Below are 21352 nucleotides of genomic sequence, written 5' to 3' on the forward strand. Positions count from 1 at the left end.
CCGCCATGAAGATCATCAAGCCCTTGAGCCTAGGCCTGCTCTACAAGACATACCGGCAATCCGGCATAAACCGCCTGGTGGTGACGGCGCTGGGATTCTTTCCGCTGGGTGAAGTCAGGCCGCAGCGCTTTCTCATGGAGGGCCCGCAATGGGCCCGGGTACTGGCCGCATTGCCGGCGGGCCAGGCGCTGGACGAGGCGATGCCTAAGACCGGAGCCGAGGCCATGGTGCTGGGTCGCGCTTGCGCACCGGGAAATCGTCCGGTGAAGCGTATGGAAGCACGGCTGCAAGTCGGCTCCATCGACAAGCGTCTGGCGGTTTTTGGCGACAGGCAATGGCGCTATGGCGTCTTGCCGCTCTTTGGCATCTCGCAGCCTGCGGAATTTGTACACATGCCGCTTGATTTCGCACATGCCTTCGGTGGTCAGGGCTACGAAGACAATCCGGTTGGCTGTGGCCATGACGGCAACCGGTTCGCCGCAATGGCCGGTGCGAACGAAGGGGTTATGCCGAACGTCGAGTACGCCGCTCAGCCCGTTGACTGCCACGGGCGTCGCTATCCCCCAGCTGGACTTGGGCCCATGCCTATCGATTGGGTGCCTCGCAAGCGCTATGCCGGTACTTACGATGAACGCTGGCTGCGCGAGGATTATCCCGGCTTGCCGCGAGATCTTGACTGGCGGCTTTATAACCAGGCTGCCGCCGACCAGCGCATCGCGAATCCTTTCGCGGGCGGCGAAGCCTACCTGTTACAGGGGATGCATCCGCAGATTGAGACCATCCAGGGCGAACTGCCTGAGCAGCGCGTCAAGGCTTTCGCGCTCAAAAAGGACGCTTCTCCCGCTTCGCTGGCTGAAATCGGGCTGCGCATGGACACGGTCTGGTTCCTGCCCGAACAGCAACTCGGTGTTGCGGCCTGGCGGGGCGAGATGCAGATCACCGACAGCGATGCACTGGACATTGGGGTATTGATGCTGGCTTACGAAGGCGCGGCCGAAACGCCGCGTACCTTGAACCATTACGCGGAAGTGCTCACGCTGCGCCTGGACCCCAAGACTGCACCGTTGCATGCGCTCAACGAGTCGCAACTCGCGCCGCGGCTCGATCCAGTCGATCCCGCGCTGGCTGCCGCCGAAGCCGAAGCGGCACTGAAAAAACGACAGGACGTGCTTGACGAAGTGACGCGTGAATTTTGGCAGCAAAGCGGCATGAAGCCGCCCGCGGGCTACGAGCCGCCAAAAGCCGGGCCGCCCCTGCTCCAGACACCGTCGGCGAAGGCCCTGACCGACGGCGACATGGACTTGACCAGCCTGATGCACAGCGTCGAAAAGCTGGTGGCCAGTACCCGCGAAAACGCGGCCGCACAGCAGGCAGCATTTACTCACCAGCTAGCAGAGCTACAGGTACTGACGGGGCAGACGGATGTTCCCGCTGGGGAGCATGGAAATGCTCCGGAGTCCGGGCCGCTCTGGACGGAGGTGTTGCAGCGCGCCGATGGTACGGCGACACGAGAGGCACTGGCGCCGCTCGCGCTGGCCGCGACGCCATCCCAACATGCCGACCTTATGGCTGCCGCGCAACTCAAAAGCAAAGCCCGCCATGCGTCTCCCGTCCCGCTGTCGCCCGCGCAGGCGCTGTCGCCCGCTGTCGCGTCGCTATTGGGGGCGCAGGTGCTGGCCTGGGCGAAGGCCGGAGAAAATCTTGCGGGCCGCGACCTTGCCGGCGCGGATCTGCGCGGTGCCATACTTGCGGGCCTTGACCTTGGCGGATGCATGCTGGAGTACGCCGACCTCAGCGGTGCCGACCTGCGCGGCTGTAACCTGCGTCGCGCTGTACTGACGCAGGCGCGGCTCAATGGCGCACTACTTGATGAGGTCAACCTTGATGAGGCCAATCTCTGCAGCAGCCATGCATGCGAAGCGAGTTTTCGCGGGGCGAGTCTTTGTTCGGCCCGTGCTTCCAAGGCGACCTGGAGACAAGCTTGCGGCTCCGATTGCGACCTGTCAGCCGCTCAACTCGACGATGCAGATCTTTGCGGCGCAAACTTCGATCGCGCGACGCTGGATACAACAATTTTCAACCAGGCCAAACTGGCTGGAAGTAGCTGGTGCGGTGCCTCGTTCAACAAATGTGTTGCCTGGAAGCTGCAGGCCCAGGGGGCCAATTTTTCGGGTTCGAGATGGCAGAGAAGTGCACTGATCGGTTCCGACCTGTCGGCCAGTAAATGGAGGGAGGCCCGACTGGTCCAGGTCCAGGGGAATGACAGCGACTGGCGTGGCGCCGACCTGTCCGGATTGCGCGCTGAACGCGGAAGCTGGACGCAAAGCCAGTTGCAGGGTGCGCGGCTCGACGGCGCTTTCATCATGGCGTGCGATATGAGTCGGGCTGACCTTAGTGCCGCCAGCCTTGACGGTGCCTGCCTGCCGCGCACGCTCATGATGAAGGCACAACTGCCCGGTGCGAGTGCCGTGGGCACCGACTTCTACCAGGCGTTGTTGCGAAAGGCTGACTTTGGAAAAGCCGATCTGCGCGACGCCAGCCTGTATGAAGCCGAACTCACCGAGGTCTGCCTGGTTGATGCGGACACACGCGGTGTACGTCTGGATGCGCGCAGGAGGCTCGCGTGAGCAGAATTTACAGCCAGGCCTCCGCCCAGGATTGGGCCGAGATCCAGCGCTTGGTGCGGCTTGGCCGTCCGGTGCGTGGCCAGATGCTGGCCGGACTGGATGCAAGCGGCCACGATTTCACAGGTGCGGTTTTCAGCGGCTGCCAGCTGGCGGGTTCGCATTGGGCCGGTGCCCAGCTGGAGGGAGCGTCCTTTATTGATTGCGAACTCGGCGCGGCCGACTTTTGCGATGCCGGGTTGCGCCGCACCGCTTTTTGCCAGAGCCGCCTGGCTGGTAGCGATTGGCGTGGTACGGCCGGCACAATGCTGGCCTTCAGTCAGTGTGACCTCCGCCAAAGTCGTTGGGACGGTGCGAGCCTTGAGAAATCCATGCTGACGAAGTGCGACATCGGCGGCTCTTTCTGGATTGAGGCGCGCTTGCTGCGCAGCGCATTTGCGGATTGCCAGTGGGGCGGCAGCGACTGGCAGGGTGCCGAATTGCAGCAGGTAAGCCTGAACGAAGCACAACTGCAGGAAGCCAGGCTCGCTGGCATGCGTGCCAGCACCAGCCTGTTTATCAAAGCCAGCTTCGCCGGGCAGAAACTGGCCGGTGCCAGCTTGTTGCGTTGCACTTTGCAGGGTGCCGATTTTTCAGGTGCTGATCTGAGCCGCGCCAGCATCCGTGAATCGAATTGTGCCGAAGCCCGCTTCAGTGCGACGCTGATGAACGGCATTGACGCTACGCGCTGCCAGTTCGTAAAAGCGAAGTTTGACCGGGTAAATCTTGACGGCGCCCAACTCGAGGGTGCGGTATTGCAAAAAGCCCAACTCAACGGAGTTTCGCTGCGCGGAGCCGGATTGGTGAAAACGATCTGGGATCACAGCAGGCTTGACAGTGTCGTTTTCGCGGGATCGGACTTGCAGTTTGCCCAGTTCGCGCATGCGAATGGCGGGGCAATGGATTTCCGGTACTGCAAGCTCGACCGTACGAGTTTTCACTGTGCGGTCTGGACCGGTGCCGATTTCACCGGTGCCAACGTAGCCGCTGCCCTGGGTACCCAGGAGGCGCGCGCTGCCGCCGAAAAACGTTCACTTGAAATGGAAGCAGCATGAAACAGGCAACACAACAGCTTGACCTTCCCGTGCGCGCCGCAACCGTGCACGGCTGGGGAGAGGCGAGCATAGGCCGGTCACTCGGACAAGCGCAGTGGCGGCTGGCGGACGGCCGGCTTGCGTTACAAGCGGTTTCCTGCCTGCTCACACCCCTGCCAGGTGACACGGTGGCCGTGCTGCAAAGTGCTTCGGGCTTGTTTGTGACCCATATTTTGCTGCGTCCGCAGCCGGCCGCGGACACGCCGGGCGCAGGCCGTGCCGAGCTTTCCGTGCCGGGTGCGGAGCTTATGGCGATCACCCAGCCAGCTTTTGAGCTGGCCTGCACCCGTCAAATCGCACTGCGTTGTCTTGGTGACGTCGAGCTGACGTCGGCCAGCGGCTCCGTCAGCGTCAACGCAAGGGATTTCCTGGCGTCCGTCAGTGAGACCATGGTGCAGTCGGCACGCCATCTCGTAACGCGTGTCGAGCACGGGATCATGCAGGCCTCGGCGCTGCTGCGGCTCCATGGGCGGCAGGCGTTGGTCACGGCCGAAGAAGACATCAAGCTCGATGCTGAACGCATCAGTCTGGGATGAACCATGTTCGCCAACACGAACCTCTGCGTCATCAATTTCGCGTTTCCCGACGTCTGTCTGGTGCCTACGCCGGTGGGGCCGGTGCCCATTCCGTTTCCCAATATCGTCATCACGATTTCGCACATTCCTTCGCAGGCCTGCGTGATCGTCGGCGGCGGACTCGCTGAAAACCTGGTGACGCAGGGCACGTTGAGCAACGGCGACGAGCCTGGCGTCAACCTGGGCGTGGTTTCGGGCATGGAAATTGGGCCGGACCGATACCTCATGGGTAGCTTCAAGGTCGCGATGGGCGGTGTGTTTGCGACACGGCTGACCAGTGTGGTCGGGCAGAACGGCATGATAGGCAACGCGATCGGTATGTCGATCACGCCTTCGCAGGTATGCGTGATGGTGCTGGGATGATCATGCGCATCGTCAACGCTTTTCTCGGCACAGCGGCATTGCTGGCTGTTTCCGGCTGCGGTTTTATCAGCTACGCGCTGGGCTACAGCCCTACTACGCCGCTAAAGACGCTGAACATCGTCGCCGAACTCGATGCCAATCAGAATATGGGAACCGAGGTCGACCTGGTGTTTGTCTTCGACAAGAACGCGGCGGCCGTCTTGCCGAAGACCTCACCCGACTGGTTTGCCAATCGCGACGCGCTGCAGGCCGGTCTGGCCAGCGGCATCGCAGTGCTTGGTGTGCAGGTTGTCCCTGGCAGCACGGTCACCAACCAGCCCCTGCCCATTGGTTATGGCAAGGCCGTCTATGTCTACAGCTACGCAAGCTATGTGAGCGCCGGCGGTCAGGCTGTCGCCAACATCACTGCCTACAAATGCGCATTGATCACCCTGCGTAGCACGCAGATCAGCTATACGAGCTGCCTTTCATGATTGGAGAACCCATGCCTGAAACCATTTCAGCGCCTAAAGCCGCCCAGCCCGCAGCGAAGCTGTTCTCAGCTGCGGCCGGTCCGGCCTTGCCCGACAGTGTCCAGTGGATCGAAGGGATGTTGCTGTCACCCCAGCATTTTCAGCAGAGCGATGTTTACTGGCAGGAGCAGTTGAGGTACCGGCTATCGTGCGTCGCGCCGGATTTTTGGGGATTGAGCCTGCTGCAGCTGGATATGGTGAAGCTCAAGGCCGGTATCGTCGCAATCAAACGGCTTGAATGCATCATGCCAGACGGCACGCCGGTCGTGTTTCCCGGCTCGTACACCGGAAAAGCGCTCGAACTTGATGTCACCGCGCAGTTGCAGCGCACGCCGGATGGGGTGCGGTTGTCGCTGATCATGCCTGTGCGGGGCAACGCCTCCAATCACTGGAATACGACACCGGCGCGCAATGAGGTTGTGCACGGCCTGGTATCGCTTGACGAGAACACCCTGACCGGATCGGTGCCGGTCGACCGCCTGCGGCCGGCGATCTCGCTGTCAGCCGAAGTTGCAGCCCCGGCCGGCTACGAGGTCTGTCCCTTGTTCGAGTTGTTCCGGCGCGAAGAAAACAGGCATGTCGAATTCAAGCCCTACCACCCGCCCATGCTGTGCTGGCAGGCCGGCGATTTTCTCAAGGCAACCGGCTTGCGGCACCGGCTCCAGCTGCTCAATGAAGCGCTGTGGCTCAAGCTGCGCGAATTGGGCGCTAACCGGGAAAGCGACGGCCCCGAGGACGATGAATTGCAGGGCGCCCATTTCCGCAAGCACCTGGAGATGGCCCGACGGCTGGCTGCCGTGCTGCCGCAGTTCAGCCTCATCGTGCAGCGCCCCGAGTCGAGCCCGCGCGCGGTCTACGACAGCCTGGCGCTCCTGCTTGGCACGATGGCATCGTTCGGCGCCAATCCCATCCCGCCTGTGCTGGACGCTTATCAGCACGATGACTGTTCGCCACAGTTCCGGCGTGCGCTGGACTATGTGGTACGCAAGCTCAGCTATATCAATACCAGTTTCGAGCTGCAGCCGTTTGAACGCCATGCCGACGGTACTTTTACACATGTGTTGCCTCCTGACGCGGGTGAACAACTGCTTGTCGAGCTCAGGCCGCAAGGCGGCCAGGGCCTGGGGGCCGATGGACGCGCGTCAATGGAACGCTGGTTGCTTGACGCCTGCATCGCGAGCGAGGCGTTGCTGCCTGCCGCAGCCCGGTTGCGCGTGACCGCGAGGCCGCACCTCTTGACCGCTGAGGAGTTGGCGAAACGCAACCTGCGTTCGGGAGCGGCCTTGTTCGCGATCGACAACCAGGTCCTGCAGCTCAAAGAAGGCGATACCAGGCTGTTCGGCCCAGGGCAAAACCTCGTCATTAGCGGTGACAAGAAGTCGCCGGGAACCCCGCCCGCGATGATTCTGCTTTATCGTGCGCGCGCTGCAGGCACGCGGACCTGAAAGACGCAGCCATGCAGCCTGCTGCTATGCCCGAAATGCCGCTCCTGAGCTGCTTTGCGCAGTTCTATGAGGAGGTTGCGCGCGTGCGGCAGGAAAGCGAACGCGGGTCGCTGCAAGCCTACCTGGGGGTCTCTGGTGCGGCACCGGCCGAGCCGGCCGAACTCGCGGGCCGTGTGAGCCTGCGCCTGGCCGACCTTCTGGCCGGCCAGGCACGCGATATGCGGGCTACCGCGAGTGAAGCGCAGCAACGCGCCTATACGGCAGCCAGCTATGTGATGGTGGTGCTGGCTGACGAGATTTTCATCCTTGAACTCTCGTGGCCGGCGCAGGATGCCTGGCTCGAGGTTTTGCTTGAGCACCGGCAGTTCGGTTCGCGCCAGGCTGGGCGCCGCTTCTTCGACATGGCGGAGCAGGTGCTGGCTGTGGTGTCCCGATCCCATTTGCATCGCGATCTCGCTGCCTGCTTTCTGCTCGCGCTGCAGCTTGGGTTCAAGGGAATGCATCGGGGCACGCAGGGCCAGCTGTTCCTGGACACACTGCGCCAGCGACTATACCGTTTTGTCAACGGCCGACCGGCAGAGTCTGACGGCAGGCTGTTTGTGCAAGCCTATGAACACACGGTCAAGTCGACTGCCGATGCGCGGGTCGCGCCCCTGCGCCCGTGGTTGCGTCTGGCGATGGGTTATGCACTTGGCTTTGTGCTGATGTCGTCGGCGCTCTGGCTATGGCTGATCCAGCCGCTGGTCAAGGTTGCGGGTGTCTGAGATGAGCAGCATCAGCAGTATCTGGTTTGGCGTGCTTGCCGCAGTCGCCAGTGCACTCGGAATCCTGGTGCTTTGGTTGATAGTGCGCTCGCGCCAGGCCAAATTGATAGTTGCGGCCGGTGCCATCAAGCCCGTTTTGAAGGGAAGTTTCTGGCGAACGCGCTGGCAGTCGTTCCTGGCCTGGTTGCGCGGGCTGCGGACCGTGCTGTCCAGAACCGCACGGGAGCGCTACCGACAAACCTGGGTCATCATGATCGGGCAGGCCGGCGCTGGTAAAAGCAGCTTGATCGCTTCGTTGCGACAGGTCCGGCAACAGCCAGACGCACAGGCGGCGACGATCGCCGGCGTCCCCCACACAGCCTGGCACAGCCTGGCACAGGGTGAACTCATAGACCCGCAAGGCAAGCTCAGCGCTGCCGGTCAAACCGGATCCGACGCGGCAGATTGGCAAGCCGTACTGCGCGGACTCGTCCACCTGCGCCCCGAACGTGCACTTGACGGGGCGCTATTGGTGGTTTCCTCCCGTAACTTGCTGGGCATGGGCCGTGAGAGTGTGCTTCAACTCGCGCTCGATGCCCGGCGACAGCTCGACGACCTGCGTGCCGCCACCAGCCTGGCTTTGCCGGTCTACGTGATCGTCAGCCAGTGCGACGCGGTCGATGGATTTGCTCCGTATTGGCGTCTGCAGGGGCGTTCGCAGAGGGAAAGCATGTTCGGCTGGTCGGCGCGCGACGGCCTGTTGCAGTCCGGCCCGGTACAGTGGATTGACGAGGCATTTGTTGACATCGGTGAACGACTCAAGGAAATCCAGGTAGAGGCCGCTGCGGCGCAGGAGCAGATTGCCGACGCTGATGCGTTTTTTCTGTTTCCGAGGCATTTCGAGCGTTTGCATGCGCCCTTGCGTGATTACCTGGCCGAGGTCTTTCACGACACGGCGACGACGCAGCCTGCACTGTGCCGAGGTGTCTATTTCACAGGCTGCACCGAAGACACCGGCGCACCAGCTGGCATGCCGCGTGCCGATGTCTCGTTTGCCGAAGACGTCCTGACGCAAAAGGCGTTGGGGGAGTGTGGGCTGGCGCGCGCCACGCTGGCGTCATTCTGGTCGCGTGAGCCGGGGCTGCTGCGGCTTCAGCAAGCCTGCATCGTGCTGGCCGGGTTGCTGCTGTTGGCACTGGTGTTATCGGGCTGGCGGCTGCAGCGCCAGGTTGATGGTCTGGGTCGCAGCATCGCCGCGCTCTACCAGTCGCAGGCGCTGGCAGGTGCACAGGAGAGCTGCGCCGGCCGCCCATTGATTGACGATGCGCTGTCCCGGGCCTCGGCCCTCGATATCGACCTGGTGTTCGCGACGATGCCGCTGTCCTGGGTCGATCGGCGTGCCAGCAACAACGCGGTGCAGGCTGTCTCCAGTACCGTGATGGCGCGCACGGTGTTTCCGGCGCTGGCTTGCGGCCTGCAGGCGCGGGTCGCGCGGCTCGACGCTGGTCTGGTCGCGGCGTCAGAGCCGACGCTTGCCGGTATCACAGTCAACAACTCGGCGTATGCCAAAACCCGCGCCAACCTGAAGGTGCTTGCGCTGGAGGTGAACAACCTGGAAGACAAGCTCCAGCGTTTCGCACGCTTGACTGCCATACCCGCCGAATCCACCGTCCGCAAGCTGGATGATCTCAACCTGATTTATCTCTACGTCTACGGAGCGGGATTGCCCCTTGCTGCGGCGCGGCCCGGCGGCGTGGTTGCCGCTTCGCTCGAGCAGGTGCCTTACAGCGGCGTGGTGAATGTGCCCGAGCGTTCGCGCGGCAACTGGGCGCGCCAGTTGGCGAATTCCAGCCGGCAACTGCATGTCGATTTGCTTGCTGAGGCCTCGATGGGCCCCAGCCTCCTGGCCAGGGTTGATCCGGCAAAAGGGCCGCTTGTTGACAACACCAGGCGGTTCACCTCATGGCTGGTCTGGGTCGCCAAATCATGGGTGCCATCGGACCCGAACAACAACCCCTGCGCCGATGACGCGAAGGAACTGCGGCAACTGCTGTCGCCCCTCGTGACACAGTACAGCTATCCGAAAGACCTGTTGGCAGGTGACGGCGGTTTTGATGAGGCAAGGTGCTACAACCCGGCCATGCAGGTGCTGCGTGGCATGCAGCTTTCGCCCTACGGGCCTCTGCTCATCGCACAGGGCCAGAGTCTCGTCATGAATCCGGCACTGTCGGCAGAGGTACGCGGCCTCGAAAGCCTGCTACAGCAGACTTTCATGCAGGTCCGGAACCCGCAGGCCTTCGCCTGCGTGAGTTCAGCGCCCGGCTGGCGCCTGGCAGACCTCGGCCGGTCCATGAATTACGCTGCTGATTACCAGCGATTCGCAGCAGGCCAGGGACTGCCGCCTCTCGGTGCGCCGGCAACCAGCAAGCCGCTGTTCGACCGGCTTGCGAGGGCGCAGCTTGAGCAGGTCATGAATGACGCGATGCGCTCGGCGCAGTCGGTGGCAACAGAGTCGTTCGTGCTTCAGGGACTTGACGCGGTCTCGGCTGCAGACCAACAGCTTTTGCAGCAGAGTGGTGATTTTTCGCGCGCACTGGATCCGCTGATCGGCAACCTGCGGCTCTATACCCAGTTCGGCTTTACAGCGAGCGCGGGACGCGTTTCACAGTGCGCGCGGGACTTTTCGTCGGATGCTCTGGGCCGCGTCTCAGGCCTTGTGGGTGGCAGCCGGCTTTATGACCCCGAGGCCGGTCCTGCCGACGGCCTGCTCGTGAACCTTGGCACCACACCGGTGATACGCGACTACCTCGCGCGGCAGGTTGCGCGTGCGCAGGTACTCGCTGGCTACGCTGATCCTTTCGTGAATCTGTTGCGCAACACTGACGGCGTCAACGATGCGCAGCGCGACAACGCGCAAACCTTGCCGTACTGGAGCAATACGATCAATGAGGTCACCAGTTACGTGCAGTTCAAGGACCCGGGCAAGCAAGTCGGCGCTCTCGACACGCTTTTCCTCAAGACCATTGCCGATCTCACCTATGCGAACTGCGGCAAGGTGCTGGCGGCCTACCAGCCGGCCGACTACGGGAACGACATGTTCTCGGAGAGGCGGCGCGACCTGATTGCGCAACTGAACCTGCGCTGTGTCGACCGTCGTACCGAACAGGCAACCACTGCCTACGATGCCCTGGCCAAACGCTTCAACAGCCGGCTCAAGGGGCGATTCCCGTTCGGCGAAACCAGCAGTCCGGACGCCTCGCTGGCGGAGGTGCAGACCTTTTTCAGTGACTACGCCGCGCAACGCGAATCGCTGCAACAGTCGCTGTCCGGCCTGAGCACCCCTGGCTGGGTCGTTTCGGCACGCGGGTTCCTCAGTGAACTCGATGCAGCCGATCAGTTTCTGCGGCCAGGCTTGGGTATAGGCGCAGCACCGCAGCCTCTAAAGCTCGACATCACTTTCCGTGCGCTACCCCAGGAGTCGCCTGGCAGTGAACAGGTCGTGAGCTGGGTTGTGAGCTCAGGTTCTCGGGTGGCGAGCTATCCGGGTGGAAAGCCGCCGACCGTGGACTGGAGCTACGGCCAGGTGCTCGCGCTTGATCTGAATTGGGCCGAGCTGTCTGTTTGGCGACCGGCCGCATACCCGGTGCAAAGTGGCTACCGGGTCGAAGGCAGCACAGCTTCGTTCACTGAAAGCGGGAACTGGGCGTTGCTGCGCATGCTGCAGCGCTACCAGCCTGTGCCGGCACGACCGGCTGATCCCCTCAAGCCGGGCAAGGCGTTGCTCGAATTCAGTGTGCCGATACAGCGCACGACCCAGGCGACACCCACAACAGCCCCGGCAGTCACGACGGGCCAGGCCACGTTCTACCTCGGCTTGACCCTGTCTGGCACCGATCCGAAATCCCAGGCCAGTACCAGCCTGGTCTGGCCGGGACCTTTTCCCAGGTCTGCACCGCAGCGGCAAGATGTTTCCACGCAAAAGCGAGCAAAACCATGAACACTGAATTGATGACCCGATCACAGCGTTACTTCGGCGAACGGCTTGGATGTTCGCTCGAGACCTTGCTCGACCCGATCGACGCGGGCAATCCCGCCGGTTATTCGGTTAAAGGCAATGGTGTCTACAACACCATCCAGAACGCCAGACGCGAGGACGATGCGAGTTTGCCGTTGGGTCCGTGGGAGCACAAGCTCAAGCGAGCGGACTGGCCAGTAGTGAGCCGTGTCGCCACCGAGGCCCTTTGTTCCAAATCCAAGGACCTGCAGGTCGCTGCCTGGCTGCTTGAGGCCGAAGTGAACCAGCATGGGTTTTCCGCGATAGCTCCCAGCCTTTTGCTGCTTGATGGCTTGTTGCGTGATTACTGGGACGATCTCTATCCCCAGGACGCTGACTCCGGCGGCGAACACCGAGCCAACATCCTGCGTTCGCTCAACAACCGTTTGCCGTTTGTGCTCAAGCAGCTCGCCATGACTTCAACGGGCATGCATCGCAATTACAACCTCGCCGATTGGGAAGTTGCCATGCACCGCGAACGGTTGGCCCCGGCCGCCGCGGCCGCAGCTAACAGCGCTGATGAGGAGGAGCATGCCAGCACGGAAACGATCACTGCAGCGATGGCCGCGACGCCCCTGGCCTGGTATCAGGCGCTGCACCAGCAGTTGAATGATGCGCTCGGTGCGATGCAACTGCTCAGAGACAGCATCGACCGCCACTTCGCGGTGGACGGACCGAGTCTGTCGGCGCTGGCCGGCTTGCTGGCTCAACTGTACGCATTGGCCGAATCCGAGCTGCAGCGGCGCGGGATAACGCTGGCGGCCGCAGGCGGCGAATCCGGGCCGGGGCCAGGTACCGTCGCGGGATCCGATGAGACGGCCATCATGGATGACCAGACGTGGGCCGGCGTTGCCGTACCGCGGTCCATTGATGACCGGCGCCAGGTCTACGCCATGCTGGAGCAACTCGGGGACACACTGCTCAAGATGGATCCGCACAGCCCGGCGCCCTACCTGATACGCCGGGCGATCGAATGGGGAAGGCTCAACACGGCCGAGCTCTACCAGGAGGTGTTTATCCGTCTTGGCGGCCAACTCAATATCTTCGAATTGGTGGGGCTTGAAACACCCGCAGCGCGGGAGGAAACATGATCGCATCATCTGAACCCCAAGGGCTTCTCGTACCGGTTTCCCCGGGGACTGATCCGTCGGCTCCGTCAGTGGCGATGGATATCGCCGCTTCGGTCTGGAAAAACCTTTGCGAACTGCCGACCCTTCTGTTTAAGGAGCGTTCGGGCATTGCTGCCGCCCTGACCGGCCCGCGCCTGGGGTGCACCTGGGCGCGTGCCGTAGTTATGTACTGGAGCAGGCTTGAACGCCTGGGTGGCCTGGACTTGTCGCAACCACTCTACATCCTGAACATGGGTCCGGATGACGGCGCCCTGGCTGCGGTGCTGTTGACCACTTTGCGCGATGAGATGCATGCCTGCGGCATGCTCGGCTGGCCCGTCCGGTATGTGCTGTGCCCCCTGGCGGGTGAAGAACCGGCACTGGCGCTGCTCAAACAGCCAGCACTTCAGCCTTTTGTCGCGCGCGGCTGGCTTGACCAGGCAAGCTGGCAGGCTCGGCGCGGCCACCCGCTTTTGCTCGGTGCGAACCGCTTTGCCTTGTTCGGATCACGCAACCCGGTGGTCGCGATGACGGCAGGCGGGTTCTCCGCATTGCCGGCAGAACTGTACGGTGTGCACTACGGCGAACTATTGCAGGCGCGGGTTCAGGCGCAGCCAGACGGCGAAGGTCGTTTCGCGCTGACTTCTGAATGGCAGGCTTTGGCGGAGGATGAGCTTGCCTCAGCCGCTTCCGCGCTGCTGGGCCATTACCGCGCCAGCCTGATCAGTGCCACTGTTCTACTTTCAAACGCCGCACTGTCCTTGCTGGATGCGCTTGCCGATTTTTCTGCCGGGCGCTATTTGCTGCTGGCGGCAGACCAGGGAGTCGCCGATGAGCGGCAGATCAGGCTTAACTGCATGGCGCTTCCTGAGCAACTCGCTCCTGGCGAACTGTACTTCCCCGCCAATTTTCATGCACTTGGGATGCATCAGGAAAGCGCTGGAGCGCATGTTGCGCATCTGGAGTGGGGCGCATCGGGATGCATTCAGCATATGGCCTGCCGCGACGATGCCATCGGCATGGATGCCGCAAGCTGGAGCAGTCTGATCGATACGGTAGATGAAGACCATCCAGCGGAGCGCTGGTGGCACGGGGCTCCCCACAGCCCTGTGGGGAGCGTTGACGAAATCAATTTTCGCCTTCGCTGCTCGGGTCATGATCCCTGGGCTCTCCAATCCATCCTCGACAGCCTTGATCTTCGCCTGCTGGACGCTGCGGACGAAGGTGCACTGCAAACACTGCATCGCAGCCTGGCACGCACATGGCAGCAGATGACACCGCGTCAGCGTTGTGATGCGGGGCTTGGCCTTGCAGGCCTGCTGGTGCATGTGGGTCAGTGGGCGCTGGCACGTGATGTGCTCGCCGAGACTCCCGACAGCGATTCGCCGACGGCTTCTCGCATCGATCAGCTGCTGCTGCGTGCGCGACTGGAGGCGGAAACCGGGCGCAGCGCCACCGCATTGCGCGTCGTACGGGAATGTCTGCGCCTGGATGCCGGTCACCCTGAGGCGCAAGGCATGCATGAGCTGCTGGAGCGCCGGCTGGCCAATTGGCAGGCCAGCAACTGGTATGAAGCCGACGCGATGCGCGACGATGAGCTCTCGCTCGAGCCACTTGATGTCCTGCATATCCCGGCATGGCTGCATCAATACCGGGACCCGAACATCGCCGTGGTGGCCGGATTGCCGCCAATTACCTGTGAAGCGGAGGCGCAAACCTATCTTGCCCATGTAGGCGGCAGCGAGGGGACCGAATATGCAGTGGTTCACCGGAATTTCGGTTTTGTCGGTGCCGTCGGTTTGCGCCGCGAGGCTGATATGGCGCATATCCATTTCTGGATAGGTGTCGATCATCAAGGCACTGGCTTTGGTGCGCGTGCGGTGCGATTGCTGACGGCAAGCCTCGCCGGCGGACCGGTACGGCACCTGTTCACCTCGGTACACGAGGGCAACACGCGCTCGCACCGGCTGCTTGAGAAAGCCGGGTTTGACACGCTCGGGCACGAGTCGCGTGGCGACGATGTGGGTTACCGGTTCATGCACCTCGCGCTGCCTGGCGCGCTTGCCTGCACCAATGACGAACTCGAATTGCGCCTTGCGGCGATCTGCGATTGCATCGGAGAGCCGCTGGTGACCGGTCAAACTCTCATAGGGGGAAGTGTTCATGCTGTCTAGATTTCTGCTAGCTCGCGCAGCACCAACTACCGCGAGGCGCGCAGGCCTCACCATCGCGCGTGCGGCTCCGCCTGCTGCAGCGGGTGCGGGAAAAATGGCTGCAACAGCGTCCAGCCTGTCTGCGATGGCGCTCCGCGCCGCGAAGTTGGCGCGCAACGCAGTGGCCAGTGCGTCTGGCGGCGGGGCCGCCGCAGCACCGGCTACGATATCCCGGCGCCAACCCGCCGACCTTGCCGCCAAGAAGCAGCTAGGCCCGGTGCCCGGCCAGTTTCCGCCGGTCAAACGTGTCAAGCAGGTGCTCGGAACCCACGCGCAACAATCAACCTATAAAAGAACACCGTCTGGCGCATCGGTCGAGGTCGACCACATGACTCCAGATTCACTGCATCAGCCTGTGGGCAGTTCGAGAAAGAGCGGTGGTGGGGCGGCACTGAGCAAGCGGCTGCCTGCAGCGGCGATGAATGAAACCCAGCACCGCCGCAAGCTCACCACCGGCAGTAGCAAAGCTGCCCAGCACTTTCGCGCATATCTGCTGCAAGCGCACCACGGAATGGTGCCGTTCGCGGGCAGGATGCAAACAACGCAGGATCACTATGCGGCAGCGATCCAAGCCGAGCTCGGTGCGACGACGACGGAATCGACTCTCTTCGGAAAACCGACACTCCATGATCCGCGGCCCTTCGACAAGCCATCGCAGAAGGGCGTGGTGCCGAGACGGGACGCGGAGTGGGGCATGGACAGACAGCTCGACATGCTAAAGCGTCTCAAGAACACCGGTCATATCGATTCGACGCATGAAAGCCATCTTGTGGGCGTTGTCACCGAGCGGCGCGCGGCACTTGCCGACATGTACAAAAAAATGAGCACTAAAGCTGAAGGTAAGGGGCCAAAAAAATCCTGATGGCAGCGTATCCGCCTGAAGTGTCATGAGCCTCATGAGGATGGGTGTAAGCGGGCTTTGGGTCTCGGTCAGTCATCAGCGAATGGTTTAATTTTTTTAAGGAGTGCGACATGGCAAAACAAAGATTGCTTAAAGAGGGTTTGGGCTTCGTGGGTCTGACGGGTTGCGACAAGATCCGGGCAATGGTCAACGCGTTGACCAAGCATATGACTCCGGTGGGAGGGCCCGGCGGGGTGATGAATGCCTTGCAGCTGACGCAGAGGCGGCTGGCAGCAGGCAACAAAATTCCGGCCAATACATCGGGTGTTTCAACCAAAGATTCGCTTCATAAGTCCTTCATCGAGAACGATGTGCTTCACGAGTACACCGATCAGGTTCATCACACGACAGTGAGCCAGGGCAAGATCACGGGCAGCCAGCAGATTGGGGGCCCGTCGTTTATGAAGTTTGATCTCAGGAAGAAGGGCCATTACACGGGCTTCAAGCCTTTTTGATCGCCGGCAGCTCGACAGCTGGGCCTGCGGTGTCAGGTCCGCTGCCCTGACCGCGGGAGTGCCTGATGCCTAAGCCGACCAAACTGACGAAGTCCAGAAAGACCTTGCCCGATCTGCCGGGCCCGCCTTCCCCCCAAAAGGCAAAGGCTGCAAAGGTGGCGAAACTGGCGGCGATCCAGAGGGTCGGCAAGGCAAAACCCCGCAAGCTTGGCGACCTGGCGCTCATGGGTATGCCCACTAAAAAGAGCTGGCGTCAGGGCACCGACCAATGGCTTGGCAATGTTATGGCCTATAAGGCCTCGCAAGATCGCACGCTGACACCAATGCAGGCCAAGGACGGGTTTCGGCCCCAGGTAGTAGATATGGTCGTCGGATCGAAGGCGTTTCCCAAAGGAGCCTTCCGTTACGCTTCCAACCCGACGAGCCACGGGATCAGCAGCGGCTATCACGAGGCGTTCGTCGTGACTGACATGACTCCCAAGTTGCAAAAGAGGGTGAAACATGCCAAGGGCATGTCAGCCATGCCGGCCATGGAAGAAGCCTCCTGGAAAGCTTTTTCTCACGCTACTTTCCCGGAAAGCAATATAAGACCAATGATGGAGGCGGGTGACGGTGCGAGAACAGATACCGCTCGTACTATTTTGAGTGGACCGGGCGGTTCCGTTGCCGGGCACAGCGGTTCCGGGGTCCGCAGCACCGGTCAGGCTGCCGCGCATGATATGTTGCGGGCGGCCTCAATGGCCGCGTTGCAGGACACGGAGATGACGCCCGCCGCCATGGCGGTGACTGCCGCGGCCGCCACGGTTTTGACAATGGCTCCCGGCGCGCTGGCCAGCCGGGCAGAGGGAGCAGAAAAACTCAAGGATAAGCGCGCGCTTGGAACCTGGGAAGATGATCGTAACCAGGCCAAGGAGCGCCTCGCCCAGGTCCACGGTGCGCTCAAACCGGCAGAAAAAGCCGTCGTGCGGCGACACCTCCAGGCGCTGGCAATCAGCGTCGGCGGGACGCGCACGCTTGATCCTGCTCAGCCCAGCTCGCCGCGCAGGAGTACCGCGCTGGAAGCCGGAAATGCGGTTGCCGGTGGCGGCTATGACGGTTCACAGATTGGCGGGAAAGCCTCCAAAGCTCCCCCCGCCAGCGGGAGCGCGCGCGACATCACTCAATACGTATCAGAGCCGTTCCGCGTGGATCGGTCATGAAATACGCGCATTCGCCGGGCCGTCAATGCTGTTTCAGCGTTCTGGCACCGGCCATCCCCAGGCTTTCAAAGGAGTAAACCATGGCATCCAAACGACAAACGCCAGCGCTGTCCAAGCCGGTCACAGCGCAGTCAGGCCCGAAGACGACGCGTACGGCATCGCCTTCCACCGCTGCTCCGCCGCGAGACCTCGTGCATGCGACGATGACGGTCACAGCGCCTGGCGGAGGGCGCCTGACGGGCGGTGATGCTTCGCTGTCTGTGACTGGAAAAAACACCGCCTGGGCCAAAACACCGGTCCCGCATGGAGGCGCCGGCGTACCGAAATACCAGACCCGCGTGGCCTATATGAAGGCCAACCACGCGGCCCATCCGCTTGCACAAAAACTCATGGACCGGCATGTCCAGCAGACTCCGGCTGAGGACAAACGCGGGCTTTCCTGCGCCGAAGGGCACAGCCTCATCGCCGCACACCAGGAGCTGAACCAGCGCGGCAACACTCATGCGGCGGCACACCTCGACGCGTTCACGGCCGGGCTGGTACCAGCCGTACCGGCTTATGTGCCGGCAGCTGCACCGACCTTCGGCGCCAACACCAAAAATGCGCGCAAGAACCTGCTCATGAGCAAGTACCAGGCGGCCGAGGCAACCCGCATTGCGGAACACAGCACGCTCATGCAGCAACGCCAGGCTACGCTCGACGGCCTTGCCAAAAGCATGACCGGCATGGACAGCTGGCACGAGTACGCGGCGAAGGAGTCGTCGTTCCTGGCCTGGAACGACGTCCAGCAGCACGGCGCGCTGACCAATGTGCACCACCACGCCACCAGCGAGGTCAGTGCGGGTCACGCGATGGAGTATTGTGTGAAGTGCCGTGCCGAAGTCGCCGGCGGTCTGAAAAACAAATGACCCCGATCCGGCAGACCGCTCGCCGGCGGCGGGAGGAAAACCCCGACCACAAAGAAATACATGCCGCGCATCTATGAATCCCCCACGATGGGTGACGCCAACATCCGTGTCGCGCTCGTCAGTGACCTCGGCCAGGCCGACCTGCTCGTGCACCGGGTCAGCAGCTGGGGCCTGGCCACCCGCCCGTGGCTTTGGTACATGGCCCCCAAGCAGGATGCGAACCTGTACGTCTACTTTTGCTCGCTCGGCATGGCACAGCTCGTGGTCTGCTATGTCGACACCTACGGCCAGGCTGGTTGGGTCAACAAACTGCAGCGGCACCCGGTAGCGCACTTGCTGCGCTGAGTTGTTATTTGGGTGGGGGCGGCAGTGAGATGGTGCCCATATTGGGTGGCAGCCCGAGCTTGAGCGAGAGGTAGTTGCGCTGGGACAGTGCCTCGTCCGCGCTGCCAAAACGCCCGACGGTGACCACTGACCATGAACCGCCCTCGGGCTCGCCCATCAGCACGACCGTGCTGGTGACACCTTGTGCCTGTATTGACGAAGCCAGCTGGCTGGCGGGCTGCGCCGTCGAAAACTGTGCGGCCTGCAGCGCGAAGCTTGGAGAGGCCGTGGCCACTGTCGGCAATATCAGGCTGGCCGCAGGCAGGGTTGACGATGCCGCGGCGGCCGGCGCGCTTGCCGGTGCCGCAGCGGCTGTAGAAGCGGTTGCAGAAGCGGCAGTGGTGGCCGGTGTGCTGCCAGATGCTGCGGTTGGTGTGGAAGCCGCCGCCGTTCCTGGAGCGGCACGGCCCGGGATTTTCGCTCCGATTTGTTGCGCTATTTTTGTCACACCTTCCTTGAATGAGGAAGGCGCAAGCAACCCGGCGGCGAAGGCCATCATGCCGAATACCAGGGTCAAGAGGACAAGGCCGTACTTCGCAAGCACGCTCGGACTCAGGCTTCGCCGGCGCGGGCAGCGGTGGTGGCCTGGGCTCGGCTGGGGCTCAGGCTGTGTTTGCGCACCAGCCGTCCGAAAGCGCTGCGATCCTGTCCCGCGATCAGTGCCGCCTGAGTCAGGTTGCCGTTGGTTTGCATCAGCAAGCGGCTTACATACAGCCGCTCGAACTCCTTGACGGCCTGCTGCTTGGCTGTGCGAAAGACCGCCGGCTCGGTAGCGGGACGCTCGCCGCGGGGCTGTGGCATTGCCTGGCTGATATCGACTTCGTTGCTGTCGCAGAGCAAGAAAGCTCGCTGGACAACATTTTCGAGCTCACGCACATTACCCGGCCACGTATAGCTCTGGATGAATGCGATCGATGCGGGTGTCAGGCGAACCTGCGGCCTTCCGTGATGGTGGCCAAGCCGCGTCAGGAAAATCCTGGCAAGTTCGATCCCGTCATCGCCGCGCTCGCGCAGCGTTGGCAGATAGACCGACAACACGTTGATGCGATACAGCAAGTCCTTGCGAAAACGGCGTGCTTCGGCAAGCTCGTTGAGGTTGGCGTTGCTGGCCACGACGATACGAACGTCGGACTGTTTGGTCGAACTCCCGCCGACGCGGCGGTAACTGCCATCTTGCAGAAAGCGCAGCAGCGCGGCTTGGGCCTTGAGGCTGAGCGCGTCGACCTCATCAAGAAAAAGTGTGCCGCCGCCGGCTTCGCTGACAAGCCCGAGCGAAGCAACTTTTGCGTCGGTGAAAGCCCCACGCTCGTGGCCGAAAAGTTCACTTTCCACCAGGGTTTCCGCCAGCGCGCCGCAATTGACCGGAACAAAAGCGCGGTCGGCCCTCTTGCTGCCGTAGTGAATGGCCCGTGCCACCATTTCCTTTCCGGTGCCTGTCTCACCCTCGACGAGAACCGCCGCATCAACTCTGGCGACACGCTCGATCTGCGTACGCACTTTCGCCAGGGATTCCGAAGATCCCAGCAACTGGAAGCCGAATCTTGCACTCATCAACATCCCCCGTTTTATTGCGGCTACTTCAGGGGCTTCTGCCTGCTTTCGCGAGGAAGCAAGAAGAAACCGAGTGCCTGGAAGCGCAAACATAAGAGAATTGCCAACCCCTCACATCCTCCAATTGCAGGAGCAATTAGTACCGAAAATTCGTGATTGACCTGGCTGCTGAACTGCACTGAAGGCTGACGCAACTATTCACTGAATTTCAGCTTCAAACTTCTGTAAGCAGAATGTGTGAATTGCATTCGAGGTGCGGTGATTCCCCCAGGAATTTTTTGCCTCTTTTCACGGTCAACCGGACAGCCTTTCGCCAATACGGCTGGCGTTTTCCAGTGCTGACCAGTTCTGACAAACCTTGTGTGGCGATGACTGCTCTTGTCTGATCGTCGATACCTATTACGCCTTACAAACTCGCGAATGAGCATCGGGTTTTTTGGAAATTCCCAAAGCCTGTGACCTTTCGAATCGCTCCGATCACAACCCTCATCCCCCTGTCAGAACTGACAGGTAGGGCATACACGGATCGGCTCGCAAAACTCAATACTTTTCCCCGGATCCTCGACGGGCCCTGGTAAACGACAGTCTGCAAATCGACGGAATCGTTGCAATCGATGTGATCATTCCAATCGCTGTGGCATGCTTGTGCGCATGACAGTGCGCGGCAAACTCGACAATTGGGCCAGGCGGATCAAGCGCGATGGATTGACGCTCTGGTTCGCCGGCAAGCACCCGGCAACGCCCTGGTATGCGAAGGCGCTTGGGCTCTTCGTCGTGGCCTATGCGCTGAGTCCCATTGATCTCATTCCGGACTTCATCCCGGTGCTCGGGTATCTGGACGATGCCTTGCTGCTCCCGGGGCTGATCTGGTTGACCATCAGGCTCCTGCCTCCAGAGGTGCTCGCCGATTGCCGCAACCGGGCTGATGATTGGGTGAAGGAGCAGGGTGCGAAGCCGGGCAGCCGGATTGCCGCGTTCGTGATCGTGCTGATCTGGATCGGATTCGCCGCGGCTTTGTGGATCTGGCTTGTCCAGCCGAGGTTATAGCTCCCGCACCGTTCCGCTCAATCGCAGGTCCCTTGATCCAGTGCAATACAAAGCAAATCGGCAAGGCGGCCGCTCGCATGTAGCGCTTCCGTTATAGCCCGGGGTGTGTACTCCAGCGGTACATGTCGCAAACAGG

18 protein-coding genes are annotated in these 21352 nt (G+C 61.9%); 16 read left to right on the forward strand and 2 right to left on the reverse strand.

The genetic code is table 11. The features are described 5' to 3' along the window. The first annotated feature begins 5 nt into the window (after positions 1-5). From AC1DVV_RS18425 to AC1DVV_RS18495, 15 genes are all read left to right on the forward strand, one after another. Entirely contained in the window at positions 6-2627 is a 2622-nt protein-coding gene (locus tag AC1DVV_RS18425; protein WP_477701631.1) for a DUF2169 family type VI secretion system accessory protein, read from the forward strand. Between the two features lie 83 nt (positions 2628-2710). Continuing rightward, complete coding sequence (locus tag AC1DVV_RS18430; protein WP_477667395.1) at positions 2711-3718, forward strand: pentapeptide repeat-containing protein; 1008 nt, start codon at positions 2711-2713, stop codon at positions 3716-3718. Beyond that, positions 3715-4293, forward strand: coding sequence for a DUF3540 domain-containing protein (locus tag AC1DVV_RS18435; RefSeq protein ID WP_457282542.1), 579 nt, complete (start codon positions 3715-3717; stop codon positions 4291-4293). The genes AC1DVV_RS18430 and AC1DVV_RS18435 overlap by 4 nt, the downstream gene beginning before the upstream one ends. 3 nt (positions 4294-4296) lie before the next feature. Next, entirely contained in the window at positions 4297-4695 is a 399-nt protein-coding gene (locus tag AC1DVV_RS18440; RefSeq protein ID WP_477667394.1) for a DUF4150 domain-containing protein, read from the forward strand. 2 nt (positions 4696-4697) lie between these two features. Then, a complete protein-coding gene (locus AC1DVV_RS18445; protein WP_457282544.1) occupies positions 4698-5168 on the forward strand; it encodes a hypothetical protein in 471 nt (156 codons plus the stop codon). An 11-nt stretch (positions 5169-5179) separates the two neighbouring features. Further along, positions 5180-6652 (forward strand): type VI secretion system baseplate subunit TssK, encoded by a 1473-nt coding sequence (gene tssK / locus AC1DVV_RS18450; RefSeq protein ID WP_477667393.1) that lies wholly within the window; start codon positions 5180-5182, stop codon positions 6650-6652. Between the two features lie 11 nt (positions 6653-6663). After that, positions 6664-7416 carry a DotU family type IV/VI secretion system protein gene (locus tag AC1DVV_RS18455; RefSeq protein WP_457282546.1) on the forward strand — a complete coding sequence of 251 codons (753 nt, stop codon included), beginning with the start codon at positions 6664-6666 and terminating at the stop codon, positions 7414-7416. A gap of 1 nt (position 7417) precedes the next feature. Next, entirely contained in the window at positions 7418-11392 is a 3975-nt protein-coding gene (locus tag AC1DVV_RS18460) for a type VI secretion system protein (RefSeq protein ID WP_477701633.1), read from the forward strand. Further along, the gene (tssA, locus tag AC1DVV_RS18465; protein WP_457282548.1) at positions 11389-12540 is read left to right on the forward strand and encodes a type VI secretion system protein TssA; all 1152 of its coding nucleotides are present in this window, start codon (positions 11389-11391) and stop codon (positions 12538-12540) included. The genes AC1DVV_RS18460 and tssA overlap by 4 nt, the downstream gene beginning before the upstream one ends. Continuing rightward, a complete protein-coding gene (locus AC1DVV_RS18470; protein ID WP_477701634.1) occupies positions 12537-14732 on the forward strand; it encodes a GNAT family N-acetyltransferase in 2196 nt (731 codons plus the stop codon). The genes tssA and AC1DVV_RS18470 overlap by 4 nt, the downstream gene beginning before the upstream one ends. A 94-nt stretch (positions 14733-14826) precedes the next feature. After that, a complete protein-coding gene (locus AC1DVV_RS18475; protein WP_477701635.1) occupies positions 14827-15633 on the forward strand; it encodes a hypothetical protein in 807 nt (268 codons plus the stop codon). Between the two features lie 110 nt (positions 15634-15743). Then, on the forward strand, positions 15744-16127 hold the full coding sequence (locus AC1DVV_RS18480; RefSeq protein ID WP_457282551.1) for a hypothetical protein: 384 nt from the start codon (positions 15744-15746) through the stop codon (positions 16125-16127). Between the two features lie 65 nt (positions 16128-16192). Next, the gene (locus tag AC1DVV_RS18485; RefSeq protein WP_477689918.1) at positions 16193-17326 is read left to right on the forward strand and encodes a hypothetical protein; all 1134 of its coding nucleotides are present in this window, start codon (positions 16193-16195) and stop codon (positions 17324-17326) included. Positions 17327-17406: 80 nt separating this feature from the next. Continuing rightward, positions 17407-18234: a hypothetical protein gene (locus tag AC1DVV_RS18490; RefSeq protein ID WP_477701636.1), complete on the forward strand. Its 828-nt coding sequence runs from the start codon at positions 17407-17409 to the stop codon at positions 18232-18234. A gap of 60 nt (positions 18235-18294) precedes the next feature. Next, complete coding sequence (locus AC1DVV_RS18495; RefSeq protein ID WP_457282554.1) at positions 18295-18579, forward strand: 7(1) septoil knot domain-containing protein; 285 nt, start codon at positions 18295-18297, stop codon at positions 18577-18579. Between the two features lie 4 nt (positions 18580-18583). On the opposite strand, the gene AC1DVV_RS18500 is transcribed toward AC1DVV_RS18495, so the two are convergent. Beyond that, positions 18584-19135 (reverse strand): SPOR domain-containing protein, encoded by a 552-nt coding sequence (locus AC1DVV_RS18500; RefSeq protein WP_477701637.1) that lies wholly within the window; start codon positions 19133-19135, stop codon positions 18584-18586. Between the two features lie 35 nt (positions 19136-19170). Beyond that, positions 19171-20169, reverse strand: a complete 999-nt coding sequence (locus tag AC1DVV_RS18505) for a sigma-54 interaction domain-containing protein (protein ID WP_477701638.1) — start codon at positions 20167-20169, stop codon at positions 19171-19173. Between the two features lie 651 nt (positions 20170-20820). On the opposite strand from AC1DVV_RS18505, the gene AC1DVV_RS18510 reads away from it, so the two are divergent. Then, positions 20821-21216, forward strand: a complete 396-nt coding sequence (locus AC1DVV_RS18510; RefSeq protein ID WP_457282622.1) for a YkvA family protein — start codon at positions 20821-20823, stop codon at positions 21214-21216. Positions 21217-21352: the final 136 nt, after the last annotated feature.

The organism is Polaromonas sp. P3_B4 (assembly GCF_056402835.1).

Bases quoted from the DNA above. Each gene is read 5' to 3' on its own strand.
- AC1DVV_RS18425 (WP_477701631.1), top strand. From the start codon at position 6: ATGAAGATCATCAAGCCCTTGAGCCTAGGCCTGCTCTACAAGACATAC.
- AC1DVV_RS18430 (WP_477667395.1), top strand. From the start codon at position 2,711: ATGCTGGCCGGACTGGATGCAAGCGGCCACGATTTCACAGGTGCGGTT.
- AC1DVV_RS18435 (WP_457282542.1), top strand. From the start codon at position 3,715: ATGAAACAGGCAACACAACAGCTTGACCTTCCCGTGCGCGCCGCAACC.
- AC1DVV_RS18440 (WP_477667394.1), top strand. From the start codon at position 4,297: ATGTTCGCCAACACGAACCTCTGCGTCATCAATTTCGCGTTTCCCGAC.
- AC1DVV_RS18445 (WP_457282544.1), top strand. From the start codon at position 4,698: ATGCGCATCGTCAACGCTTTTCTCGGCACAGCGGCATTGCTGGCTGTT.
- tssK (WP_477667393.1), top strand. From the start codon at position 5,180: ATGCCTGAAACCATTTCAGCGCCTAAAGCCGCCCAGCCCGCAGCGAAG.
- AC1DVV_RS18455 (WP_457282546.1), top strand. From the start codon at position 6,664: ATGCAGCCTGCTGCTATGCCCGAAATGCCGCTCCTGAGCTGCTTTGCG.
- AC1DVV_RS18460 (WP_477701633.1), top strand. From the start codon at position 7,418: ATGAGCAGCATCAGCAGTATCTGGTTTGGCGTGCTTGCCGCAGTCGCC.
- tssA (WP_457282548.1), top strand. From the start codon at position 11,389: ATGAACACTGAATTGATGACCCGATCACAGCGTTACTTCGGCGAACGG.
- AC1DVV_RS18470 (WP_477701634.1), top strand. From the start codon at position 12,537: ATGATCGCATCATCTGAACCCCAAGGGCTTCTCGTACCGGTTTCCCCG.
- AC1DVV_RS18475 (WP_477701635.1), top strand. From the start codon at position 14,827: ATGGCTGCAACAGCGTCCAGCCTGTCTGCGATGGCGCTCCGCGCCGCG.
- AC1DVV_RS18480 (WP_457282551.1), top strand. From the start codon at position 15,744: ATGGCAAAACAAAGATTGCTTAAAGAGGGTTTGGGCTTCGTGGGTCTG.
- AC1DVV_RS18485 (WP_477689918.1), top strand. From the start codon at position 16,193: ATGCCTAAGCCGACCAAACTGACGAAGTCCAGAAAGACCTTGCCCGAT.
- AC1DVV_RS18490 (WP_477701636.1), top strand. From the start codon at position 17,407: ATGGCATCCAAACGACAAACGCCAGCGCTGTCCAAGCCGGTCACAGCG.
- AC1DVV_RS18495 (WP_457282554.1), top strand. From the start codon at position 18,295: ATGCCGCGCATCTATGAATCCCCCACGATGGGTGACGCCAACATCCGT.
- AC1DVV_RS18505 (WP_477701638.1), bottom strand. From the start codon at position 20,169: ATGAGTGCAAGATTCGGCTTCCAGTTGCTGGGATCTTCGGAATCCCTG.
- AC1DVV_RS18510 (WP_457282622.1), top strand. From the start codon at position 20,821: ATGACAGTGCGCGGCAAACTCGACAATTGGGCCAGGCGGATCAAGCGC.